General features: G+C 58.8%; 9 protein-coding genes. All 9 read right to left on the reverse strand.

Features of this window, described 5'->3' with window-relative positions; all coding sequences use genetic code 11:
- Positions 1-223: 223 nt before the first annotated feature.
- Positions 224-1,618, reverse strand: coding sequence for an immunoglobulin-like domain-containing protein (locus ACFSKT_RS03640; protein WP_377720439.1), 1,395 nt, complete (start codon positions 1,616-1,618; stop codon positions 224-226).
- A gap of 181 nt (positions 1,619-1,799) precedes the next feature.
- Positions 1,800-2,453, reverse strand: a complete 654-nt coding sequence (locus tag ACFSKT_RS03645; RefSeq protein ID WP_377720440.1) for a cell wall hydrolase — start codon at positions 2,451-2,453, stop codon at positions 1,800-1,802.
- A 116-nt stretch (positions 2,454-2,569) separates the two neighbouring features.
- On the reverse strand, positions 2,570-3,067 hold the full coding sequence (locus tag ACFSKT_RS03650) for a (2Fe-2S)-binding protein (RefSeq protein ID WP_377720441.1): 498 nt from the start codon (positions 3,065-3,067) through the stop codon (positions 2,570-2,572).
- A complete protein-coding gene (gene pucD, locus ACFSKT_RS03655; RefSeq protein ID WP_377720442.1) occupies positions 3,060-5,357 on the reverse strand; it encodes a xanthine dehydrogenase subunit D in 2,298 nt (765 codons plus the stop codon). Before pucD ends, ACFSKT_RS03650 begins: the two co-directional genes overlap by 8 nt.
- A 13-nt stretch (positions 5,358-5,370) precedes the next feature.
- The gene (locus tag ACFSKT_RS03660) at positions 5,371-6,330 is read right to left on the reverse strand and encodes an FAD binding domain-containing protein (protein ID WP_377720443.1); all 960 of its coding nucleotides are present in this window, start codon (positions 6,328-6,330) and stop codon (positions 5,371-5,373) included.
- A gap of 23 nt (positions 6,331-6,353) precedes the next feature.
- Entirely contained in the window at positions 6,354-7,283 is a 930-nt protein-coding gene (locus ACFSKT_RS03665) for an ABC transporter permease (RefSeq protein WP_377720444.1), read from the reverse strand.
- A gap of 18 nt (positions 7,284-7,301) precedes the next feature.
- Entirely contained in the window at positions 7,302-8,420 is a 1,119-nt protein-coding gene (locus tag ACFSKT_RS03670; protein WP_377720445.1) for an ABC transporter permease, read from the reverse strand.
- Entirely contained in the window at positions 8,417-9,961 is a 1,545-nt protein-coding gene (locus tag ACFSKT_RS03675) for an ABC transporter ATP-binding protein (protein ID WP_377720446.1), read from the reverse strand. Before ACFSKT_RS03675 ends, ACFSKT_RS03670 begins: the two co-directional genes overlap by 4 nt.
- A gap of 137 nt (positions 9,962-10,098) precedes the next feature.
- Positions 10,099-11,259 (reverse strand): BMP family ABC transporter substrate-binding protein, encoded by a 1,161-nt coding sequence (locus tag ACFSKT_RS03680; RefSeq protein ID WP_377720447.1) that lies wholly within the window; start codon positions 11,257-11,259, stop codon positions 10,099-10,101.
- Positions 11,260-11,294 lie beyond the last annotated feature (35 nt).

The following is an 11,294-nucleotide window of genomic DNA, read 5'->3' on the forward strand; positions in this document are numbered from 1 at the left end:
GAAAACAGATGGGTTATACTCGTTTCCCCCGGAATAATCGAGGCTTCGGCCAACCGATTCATCCCATTTGCCGTTACTCGCGCTGGATCGAATGAAAACGCTCTCTAAAACTAGCAAGGACGACCCTTCTACTTACCCAATTTATGCCAAAAAAAGCCGGGACCCTATTAGGGTTGCCCGGCTTTCGTTTCGTCAAACGGTATATGCGGAGGAACCACTCGTTTTACGTCCTCGCCTTCACGATCAGGGAGAAGACTTTGACATCGGACACGTCGTTATATCTGACCGTCGCCAGCATATAGACGAGCGTGTCGTTGGCAGGACGATTAATCGACTTGCCGTCGTCGGAGATGAGGCTTGGATTGCTGGAACGCCACGATACCGAACTGCCGTTCACTCCTTTATCCGGCAAGCCGATCGCCTTGGTTACGCTGGAAGTATGATCGCCCGAGCCGAATTGCACGAGCAGCGCGTTCATATCCGCGGCTACCCGCTCGGCATCGGTTAACGCGGATTTGACGGTCAGCTCGAATACTTTGACGTCCGAGTAGCTGCCGACGGTGAGAATGGCGGTTAGGTATACCTTCATGGACGAAGTGCCGCTTGGCAACCTTAACGATTTACCATCGTTTGACAGCACTTCAGGCGAGCTGGACGTCCACATGATTTTTGAACCGTTCTCCCCGGTCGTCGGCAGTTTGTCGAGCGGTCTCGTCACGCTACCGGCATGGTCGCTTCCACCGAAATCAATCGCCAGCTTGTTCTTATCGAGCCTTACCCGGTCCGCGTCCGTCGTATGCAGCTGCTTGACGGTCAGCGAGAACGATTTCACTTGGGCGGCACTGCCATGACGGACGATGGCAGTCAGCCTGACAACCGCGTCGCCGGTTCCATAGGCCGGCCGATTCACATGAAGACCGTCCTCCGAGACGATCTGCGGAGCGCTCGAGTACCATTTAATATGGCTTCCGTTGCTCCCTTTGACAGGCAGGCGCTTCAGCGCTTGTGTCACATAATCCGCCCTGTCGCTGCCGTTGAACGAGATCGCGAGCGCGGCCGCGTCCAGCGCGACTTTCTGATGAGACGTCAAGCCTTGGCGCTTCACCGTGACCTCGAACGTCTTCGTCTCCTTCGCGCTGCCCAACTGCAGCGTTGCCATTATTTTGACTTTCTTATCCGTAGTCGCATGCCGCGTCACCTTCTGGCCATTGTCGGAAATAACCGATCGGTCGGATGAGCGCCAAGTGATCTTGGAACCGTTCGAGCCGCGGCTCGGGAATGATAAAGGCCCGGTCACGCTGCCGGCCGAATCCCCTTCGCGATAACCGATTCGAAGCGCTTCTTTGTCCTTGGCGACCTTCGCGCTGTCGGAATTCGCCTCATTGCCGCTGGCACTGCACTCTTTCTTGAAATAATCGATGTAATACCGGATTTGGCGCTTTGTCCGATCGTCCGTCGTCTGATTCAACTTCTCCTGCAGCGAGGCCAAAATATCTTTGCAAAATGCCGAATATTCCTTCTTCCCGCCGTGCTTGGAAGAACTGCCGTCGGCCGATGCGACGGTGCCTCCAGATACGATCAAAGCGGCGGCCATAAATCCGATCAGCCATTTTTTCACGTTCATCGCTCCTTTAGAGGAAATGGAAGCCTAACTGGTAAAGTGCTCCAAAACGCTTTCACCATATTGAACGCGATCGCACGGCACAATGTTGCGGTGGTGGACAAGCCGTAAATAAAAAAAATCCGCATCGCTGCGGATTGTTAATGCCATTAATTGAATGAATGGTTAATGACATAAATTAAAGTGTGAACAAGTGTCTGCCGATCTTCGTGGTCACCGTTCTCTCGTGCATAAAAGTAGACGTCGCCGTTACCGGATTGTAATAGAATAGCGCACCGCGGGTCGGGTCGTAACCTTTCACCGCCGCGCGAGCCGCCGTAAACGCGGTTTGATTCGGAAGCAGCCAGTATTGTCCGTCGGCCACCGCGGTAAACGCGTACGGTTCCATGATCACGCCCGTTATGGTGTTCGGGAACAGCGGCGACTGCAACCGGTTCATGATAACCGCCCCTACCGCCACTTGACCCGTGTAGGACTCGCCTCTTGCCTCGCCGTAAATCACGCGCGCCATCTTGGCCAATTCCGGCTTGCTGACTGTCAGCTTCTTCAGCTTGGTCCAGGTCGCGGGGCCGGCAATGCCGTTGACCGGCAATCCGTAGGCGCGTTGGAAATGGCGTACCGCCACTTGAGTGGACAGATTGAATTTCGTCCCAATCGTCGTCGTATAGTAACCGAGCAGCTGCAGCCGGAACTGCAGATCCGGCACGTCAACGCCCGTGCTTCCCAATTTGAGCGTCGCCGGCGCAGCCGCATGGGCGCGTTCTTCCGAGACGCCGGCCGAGGTCGCGAATAGGATACAGGCCATCAATATGACCATCGCGCGCTTCATCATCGTAAATCGTCCTCCTATGCAAGATGCTTGTTTGATTCAACGAGCAACATCTTAGCATGCGAAGGAAGCCGAATGCGGTTCCTGAGAGTTTATTAATGTTTTATTAATGTTATTAATCATTCCGCGTTCAACGCCGCAATCGCCGATTTAACGGCTCTCATAATCCCGCCGTAGCCGGTACACCGGCATAGATTGCCCGACAGCGCCTCCGAGATTTCATCCTCATTCGGGTTCGCGTTCTCCCGCAGAAGCGCTTGGACCGATACGATCATGCCGGGCGTGCAGTAGCCGCATTGATAGCCACCCTCCGATAGGAATGCCTGTTGGATCGGGTCAATGCCTCCTCCGGATATCCCCTCGATGGTCGTAATCGATTTGCCCGCGCATTGATAAGCCATGGTCAGGCAAGAATTGACCGGCTTGCCGTCCACGAGCACCATGCAGGCGCCGCACCGACCGATTTCGCAGGAGCGTTTCGTCCCCGTCAGCCCCAAATCATCGCGCAATATATGAAGCAGCCGTTTGCTCAATTGCACTTCCAGCTCGACGGGCGAACCATTCAAGGAACATTGAAGCGTTTGTTTCGCGCCGGCTTTCATGGTTGGTTCAATCATGAGCTTTCGCCGCCTTTCTAAGTGCATTCGCCGGCTTCTGCAGCTCCTCCGGATCGATCGGGAGTCTGGTTATCCGCGTTCCCAAGGCTTGGAACACGGCCTCCGCGATGGCCGGAGCAAGCCCTACCGATCCGATCTCCCCTACGCCTCTAGGTCCGTGCGGGTCGCCTTCCGGCAGTTCCTCAATGGGCACGACCTCGAATCGGCCTCGGGAATCCTCGATCGTCGGGATGAGGTACGTGTCGAAGTTTTTCGTCACATATTCGCCTTCGCTCATGACCGCTTCCTCTGTCAGCGCGTATCCGAGCGCCATGCTGCTGCCGCCTTCGATCTGTCCGAGATACCCCTGCGGATTCATCACGGGACCTGCCGCAACCGCATGGAATTGATCGGTGACGCGCACGCGGCCGGTGAGCGTGTTCACCTCGGCTTCGACGGCCACGGCGGCGTACGTATATAGCAAGTGAGCGCCGATCCGCTTGGTATCCGAGGCCGGGAAGATGAAATTCGTCTCGACCGCGATTTCTTCGCCCGAACCAGCGGCAAGATCCTGGTAAGCAAGAAGCAAGCTCCGCTCTCCGCCCTTCTCACGCACGCCCGCTTCGCCTATTGCCAGCTCCTCCGCAGGCCGATCCAGCAGCGCGGCCGCCGCCTTAAGCAGCGCCGAGCGGAACGGATCGCGCAGCCGCTGCAGCGATTGCCACATCATGCTAGTCGCGCGCGACGCCGTCGTCGATCCGCTGTCCGGCACCCGATCGGTGTCGCCGATGACGATGCGGAAGTCGTCCGGCGCGAAGCCGAATTCTTCGATCAGCATCAGCTCCAAGGTCGCGATCAGCCCTTGGCCGAATTCCTCGTACCCGAACAGCGCTTCGATCTTCCCGTCCCCGGCAAGCCGCAGCCGGCCGCCAGCCGGATCGGGGATGCCGAAGCCGAGGCCGGCGCCGTGCATGACGAACGCGGCTCCGATCCCTTTGCGAATCCATGGCGGTGACAATGGAGCCTCGGCAGCGTCCTCAAGATATCCTCGCCTTGCGTATAAGTCGGACTCTGCGAGCGTGCGCCAGACTTGCTCCGCGCCGTTCGTCCGCGCGATCGGGTGCCCGAACGGACCCGGGTCATCCGCGCGTCTCATGTTCAATCGCCGGAATTCCCAAGGATCGATTCCCGCCTTGCGCGCAAGCCGGTCCATCTGTCCTTCCAGCGCGAATATCGCCTGATTGCCGCCGAACCCGCGAAATTCGCCGGACATCCCGTTATTCGTATGGACCGACACGCTGGATACTTGCAGGTGTTCGTACCGGTAAGGGCCGATAACATGCTCGACTGCGAAATTCAGCACCTCGGCGCCGAGTGTCGCATACGGCCCGGTATCCGCGATAATGGACACGTCGTGCGCTTTAATTCGCCCGTCTGCATCGATGCCGGTCTTCATTTTGATTGTCATCGGATGGCGTTTCAGACCGGCGCGCACGGATTCCCACCGGGAATTGTGGATTTTCACCGGACGGCCCGTACACAGGGCGAGCAGCGCGCCGTAAGGTTGAATGTTCAATTCGTCCTTGCCGCCGAACGAGCCGCCAATGGGACTCGATACAATACGAATATCCGTCTGAGGTCGGTCTAGAATACGCGAGAGCTGCAGCCGGTCCATCAGACCGTGCTGCGTCGGGGCGTAAACCGTCAATCGGCCGTCCGGTTCGGGAACGAACAACCCGCCCTCCGTCTCCATATAGGCGTGCATCTGTCTCGGCGTTAAGTAAGTTGCTTCCACGACGTGCACGCATTGCTCGAACCCTTCCGCGATATTCCCTTGCTCATGCCCGGCGCGATGCAGCACGTTGCCGTGCGGATGCAGCTTGGGCGCGTCATCCTCCAGCGCCGCTTCGGGGTCAACGATAGGTGCAAGCACCTCGTAATCCACTTGGATGAGCGACAACGCGTAGTCCGCCAATTCCGGCGTATCCGCGGCGACCGTCGCGACCGCGTCCCCGACATAACGCACATAATCGCGGCAGAGCACGGGTTGATCCTGCACGGCGATGCCGTAGCCGTTCAGCCCCGGAACATCGCGCCAGGTCAACACCGCATGGACGCCTTCCAGCGCTTCGGCCTTGGACGTATCGATCATTCTGATCCCCGCGTAAGGATGCGGGCTCCTCAGTACCCGCCCATACAACATGCCCGGCATGCTCATATCCGTTAAGTACGTTAACGTCCCCGTCACCTTGGCGGGTCCGTCCGGCCGGATCCGCCATCTGCCGCCGCTTGTTTCCCGGTTTAACGCCATCTCTCCTCACTCCTTATGCAAAACGCTCCCGCATGCGCCAAAGCTCGGCAACCAGCAAATTCGCCACCGTCATCTTGCGATAGCCGCTCGAGGCGAACAGATCGCCAACTGGCATGTATTCCTCCATGGCCGCGTGATGCACCTCGGCCGCGCATTCTTCGCCGAGCGGGTCGGCATGCCCCTCAAGCAGCCGCTCCGTCCGTTCAAGCCGCGATGGAATGGTCTGTCCGCCGCCAGCCGCGATGCGTAGCTCCTTCAACTTGCCGGCCACCGGCTCCCATTCCGCCGAGATCGCCAGTGTCGCGACGGAAGGCGTGAACGCTTCCCGGCGGCCGACCTTCTGGTAAACGCGAACATTAGTCGATGGAGCGGAATCGATACGCCCAGGATGATTCGCCTTTACGCCGCTCGCGCCGTCTGCAGCCTGCACGCTCGCGATGCTTGCTTTCAATCGGATCTGCACCAGCAACCGTCCCTTCTGTTCGCCAATGTCAGCCGCCAGCCAATCGCTCAACGGCTCGGCTTGCAACCCGTTCATCCCCAGCCAGATCAGCTCGGCTTCCTCCGCGAGCAGCGCGGGGAGCGAGTCCCCGATGCGAGAGACGACATTGCCGCCCAGCGTAGCCAAATTGCGGATCGACGGTGCCGCGATATTGCGGATCGCTTCAGCCAATAAAGGAGATGACGAACGGACAAGCGGATCTTTGTGCAGCGCGCCGAGCGGGCAGCAAGCGCCGATCACGAGCTCGCCTTGTTCCAGCTGATAGCCCGACAGCATCGGGATCGCGCTCAAATCGATCAAATGCGTTGGCATGGCGGCCGTTCCCGCCTCCCACTGGGTGCGCAGCAGCGTCACCCCCGCCGCATAGACGGCGGACTCGCCAACCGTTTGTTTCATCCGATAGGCCTCCCCGATCTCTCGAGGACGCCATACGGACGGCATGACGGACATGCTGGCATGCGTGTTCGGCATGCGGATCGCCTCCTTGGATTTCGTTAAAATCGCTGTTCACGGATATAAGGCGCGCCGAGCGCCTCCGGAGAACCGGAAGGCTTGTTGCGGTTCCGGTAACCGAGCACCATGAGGACGAGAATCGTGACGATGTACGGAATCATTTTCAGAAAATATGGCGGGATGTGGCTGCCGATCAACTGGATACGGAAGCCGAGCGTATCGAGCGCCCCGAAAAAATACGCGCAGAACAACGCGCGAACCGGATTCCATCTGGCGAAAATGATGAGCGCCACCGCGATCCACCCGCGCCCGGATGTCATGCCCTCGATCCAGGTCGGCGAATAGACGAGCAGGAGGTCCGCCCCGGCAAGACCGATCAGCGCCGAGCCGATAATGACGCAGCCGTAACGGAAAGCCTGAACCCGAATCCCCATCACGTCGGCCGTCGACGGATTGTCGCCGATCGCCCGCATATGAAGGCCCCAAGAGGTATGGTGAATGTACATATGAAGCGCGATGACAAGAGCAAAGCTGAACCACGTGAGTACATCCAGCCGGCCGAACAGCGCCATGACGACAGGTATTCCCTCCAGCCATGGCAGCTCGACTTTGGGAACCGCCATCGGCAGCGGCGTACCGCTGACCCCTTTGCCCAAGTACGCGCTGAGCCCGGAGCCAAACATGGTGATCGCAAGTCCGCTCACGATCTGGTTCGCGTGAAGCGATACGGTCATGAACGCATGCAGCAGGCCGATCGCCGCGCAAACGGCTATTACGGCTAGCAGTGTGATGATCAAACTCTCCGTATTCAGGTAGGTCAAGCAGGCCGTGACGGCGCCCATGAGCATGAGCCCTTCTGCACCAAGCTGAATGATGCCCGAGCGTTCGATTAGAATACCGCCGAGTGTCGCGAACAAGAGCGGCGTTCCAGAGGAAATGGCGGCTATTAATAATTGCGTGAAGACATCCATCGATCGCTTACGCCCCTTTCAACCTCTTCGGCGGATTCGAATTCTGCTAATGGTGGCGCCGGCGATCAGGAAGAACAGGATGGCCCCCTGAATCATCTCGGAGATCGACGACGGCAGGCCAATCGTCTGCACGCTGTAACCGCCGACGATCAAGCCGGCGAACAGCACCGACGAGACGGTAAGTCCGATCGGATTCAGGCGGGCAAGCCATGCGACGATGATGGCCGTGTAGCCGTAACCGGGCGAAATTCCGTACATCAGACGGTGCGTGACGCCGGACACCTCGCTCATGCCGGCCAAGCCGGCCAGTCCGCCGCTGATGAGCATGACGATCCAAATATGCTTCTTGATGCCGATACCCGCATTGCGCGCGGCTTCCGAATTCGCCCCGATGAGACGAAGCTCATAGCCCCATTTGGTGTATTTGACGACGACCGCGTACAAGATAACGGCTAGTATGGCGAACGCCAGACCCAGATGGAGACGGCTGTCTCCGATCAGCGGCAGCGACTGCGCTTCGGTGAACATCGGCGTGCCCGGGAAGTTGAAGCCCTTCGGATCCTTCCAAGGCCCGAACACGACGTAGTCCAGCGCGAGCAGCGCAACATAGTTCAACATGAGCGAAGTAATCAGCTCGTTCACCTGAAAATGCGTCCGGGGAATCGCCGTCAGCAGCCCCCAGACGCCGCCTGCCGCCATGCTAAACGCGATCATCAGCGGGATGGCCGCGTAGACCGGGAGATTCGGCCAATATACCGTAACGGCGGTCGCCGCCATCGCGCCGATCACGAATTGACCTTCCGCGCCGATGTTCCAGACGGATATCCGGTAAGCGATCGCGACGCCCAGTCCGCAAAGCAGCAGCGGTATCGCCTTGACGAGCGTCTCCGTGATCCCGAACGACGAGCCGAACGCGCCGCTGATCATCTTGGCATAGACGGTGACCGGATTCATCCCGTTAGCCGCAATGAAGATGCCGCAGAACACGAGCGCCAGCAGGACGGATACGATCGTGATCCACCAGGGCGAGCCTTGGCCCGCATGGCTTCGTTCGATTTCCAGCCGCAGCCGGGACTTGGCGGAACCGGCGGGTTCCGGAGTAGCCGGTGCGGATGTTAACGCTTGCTGCTCGCTCATAGGTCCACCTCCTCTTCATCGCGCCTCATGCCGGCCATCCATAGTCCGATCTGCTCCCGGTCCGCGTGCTCACGGGCGACCTCCCCGGCAATCGATCCGCCATAAATGACGACGATACGGTCGGCCAGCCGCATGATTTCGTCCAGATCCTCGGAGATGAGCAGCACGCTCCGGTCGTTGTCGCGAAGCTCGCGCAGCAGTCTGTGGACGCCTTCCGTCGCGCCGACGTCGAGTCCTTGCGTCGGATGAACGGCCACCATCAGCTTCGGATTCTGGTCGATCTCCCGCGCGAACAGCAGCTTTTGCTGGTTGCCGCCCGACAGCGATCGCACCGGCGTATCCAGATCCGGCGTCTTGACGTCGAATTGCTCGACGAGCGCTTGCGACCAGCTGCGATTATCCGATCTGCGCATCCACCCCAATTTGGAGCGACTCGCTTTGGCATACGATTTAACCAGCAAATTGTCGACCACGCCTAAACTACCGGCTAGCCCGCTCTTCATCCGGTTCTCCGGCACATGGGCGATGCCCGCTTCGATCGCGCCGCGCACCGAACCGTTGGCGAGCGGTTCGCCGTCGAACCGGATCGAGCCGCTCTTCCAGATTCGCAACCCCGACAGCACCTCGGCCAATTCCCGCTGCCCGTTGCCCGCGACGCCCGCCACGCCGACGATTTCGCCCGCGCGAACCGCAAGATCGAACCGGTCCAGCGCCTTGCGACCATGGTCCGCCATCACTTCGAGTCCTTGGACGTCCAGCAGCGTATGACCAGGCTTGCCTTGGCGCGGAAGATGCTGCGTCTCGCTCAGCGCTTCCTTGCCGACCATCAGACGGGCGAGTTCCCGCTCGTCGGTATCGCACTTGTCCAGCGTATGCATCATTCGCCCTTTGCGCATGACGGAGATCCGATCCGCGACGGTCATCACTTCCTTCAGCTTGTGCGTGGTCAAAATGACGGTTTTGCCTTCCGATTTCATATGAAGCAGCGTGAAGAACAGCTGCTCGACCTCACCCGGCGTCAGCACCGAGGTCGGTTCGTCCAGAATGATGATATTCGCCCCGCGGTACAGCGTCTTGACGATCTCGACCCGCTGCTGTTCGCCAACGGACAATTGCCAGATCGGCCGGTCCACGGGGAAAGGCAATCCGAAGCGATCGGCCAGCGCTTCGATTTCCTCCATCTTCGCCTTCAGCCAGCGCCCCCCGCGCCAGTAGGAAGAGCGCTCGCCGAGCACGATGTTCTCCGCGGCGCTCAGCGTTTGCACGAGCCGGAAGTTCTGAAACACCATGCCTATGCCGAGCTTCATCGCATCCTTCGGCCCCCGAATACGCGCCTGCTCGCCATGGATATAGATATCGCCGCTTGTTGGTCGATATACGCCCGAGAGCATGCACATCATGGTGCTTTTGCCTGCGCCATTCTCGCCGAGCAGCGCATGGATCTCGCCGGTACGGGCGCTAAAATCAACGCGATCGTTGGCCGTAACTTGACCGAAAAGTTTGACAATTTGGTGCATCTCGACCGAATTAGCCACGTTCATACCTTTTCCTCCTTCCCTTTTCCTGCCATCATGCTCGCTCGCATACGCCGATGGAGGCCCGATAAAGAACAAATCCCTTCGACAAGGGATTTGTTCTTCGCTAATTATGGATGAACAGCCGTCTCGGCCGGCGCGTTTTATTGCGGAATCGAGCCTTCGACGCCTTTAACGAACCAATTCATCTCCAAGATCTTGGCGAGCTCCATCGTTTCGCCCGACTTCAGCTTCTCGGCGCCCGACTGGTCGACGATCGGTCCGCTGAAGACGTGCAGCTCGTCGCTTAGGATTTTGGCCTGCGCGTCTTCGACGAGTTTCTTTACGTCGTCCGGGATGTTCTTGCCGAGCGGCGCAAGACCGACCATGCCGTCTTTCATCGATCCCATGTATGGCTCATTTGTCCACGTGCCTTCTTGCACCGCCTTGACGACCTTCGTATAATACGGCCCCCAGTTCCAAATCGGGTTCGTCAGATAGTAATCCGGCGCGAAACGAGACATATCCGAATCGTTGCCGCCCGCGAACGCGCCGCGCTCCGCCGCCGCTTGAATCGTCGCCGGGGAATCTTGATAGGCCATCAAGACGTCCGCGCCTTGATCGAGCAAGCTGACGGCCGCTTGGCGTTCTGTCGTCGGATCGAACCACGTATTGGACCACACGACCGACACTTTCGCATCCGGATTAACGCTCTGGATGCCGAGCGTAAAGGCATTAATGTTATAAATGACTTCCGGGATCGGGAACGCGCCGACATAGCCGATATGATTCTTCTTGGTCATCTTGCCGGCGGCAATGCCGCTCAAGTAGCTCGCTTCGTAATTCTCGCCGAAATACGTGCCCATGTTGTCGTTCGTCTTGTAGCCCGCGCAGTGAACGAACACGACATCCGGGAATTTCTTCGCGACGTTCAGCGTGTAGTCCATATAGCCGAAGCTCGTCGTGAAAATGATATCGTGATTTTGCGCCAGCTCCGTAATGACCCGCTCGGCGTCCGCGCTCTCCGGCACGTTCTCGACCGTATCGGCCTTCACCCCGGTCTGCTCCTCCATATACTTGCGGCCTTCGTCGTGCTGATAGGTCCAGCCGCCGTCGCCCGGCGGCCCGATATAGACGAATGCGACGCGCGGGAGCTTCTTCTCGCCGGCATTCCCGGCAGCTTTCGTGCCTGCCGCGTCTGCGCCGTTCCCGTTATTGGCCCCGCTCTCCTTCGCGTTGTTCGCGCCGGAACAACCCGCCAAAGCCAGAACGACCGTCATGACCATCATCAACGCAAGTATCCCGAACCGGTTACGAAGTTTCATATGAATCCTCCCCATGTCTCTTTGTTTCGTCGGCG

It is taken from the genome of Paenibacillus xanthanilyticus (assembly GCF_042682185.1).
Taxonomy (GTDB): Bacteria; Bacillota; Bacilli; order Paenibacillales; family Paenibacillaceae; genus Paenibacillus_Z; species Paenibacillus_Z xanthanilyticus.

Coding starts and splice junctions, on each gene's coding strand:
- ACFSKT_RS03650 (WP_377720441.1), bottom strand. CDS start 3,067: ATGATTGAACCAACCATGAAAGCCGGCGCGAAACAAACGCTTCAATGT.
- ACFSKT_RS03660 (WP_377720443.1), bottom strand. CDS start 6,330: ATGCCGAACACGCATGCCAGCATGTCCGTCATGCCGTCCGTATGGCGT.
- ACFSKT_RS03670 (WP_377720445.1), bottom strand. CDS start 8,420: ATGAGCGAGCAGCAAGCGTTAACATCCGCACCGGCTACTCCGGAACCC.
- ACFSKT_RS03645 (WP_377720440.1), bottom strand. CDS start 2,453: ATGATGAAGCGCGCGATGGTCATATTGATGGCCTGTATCCTATTCGCG.
- ACFSKT_RS03680 (WP_377720447.1), bottom strand. CDS start 11,259: ATGAAACTTCGTAACCGGTTCGGGATACTTGCGTTGATGATGGTCATG.
- ACFSKT_RS03675 (WP_377720446.1), bottom strand. CDS start 9,961: ATGAACGTGGCTAATTCGGTCGAGATGCACCAAATTGTCAAACTTTTC.
- pucD (WP_377720442.1), bottom strand. CDS start 5,357: ATGGCGTTAAACCGGGAAACAAGCGGCGGCAGATGGCGGATCCGGCCG.
- ACFSKT_RS03665 (WP_377720444.1), bottom strand. CDS start 7,283: ATGGATGTCTTCACGCAATTATTAATAGCCGCCATTTCCTCTGGAACG.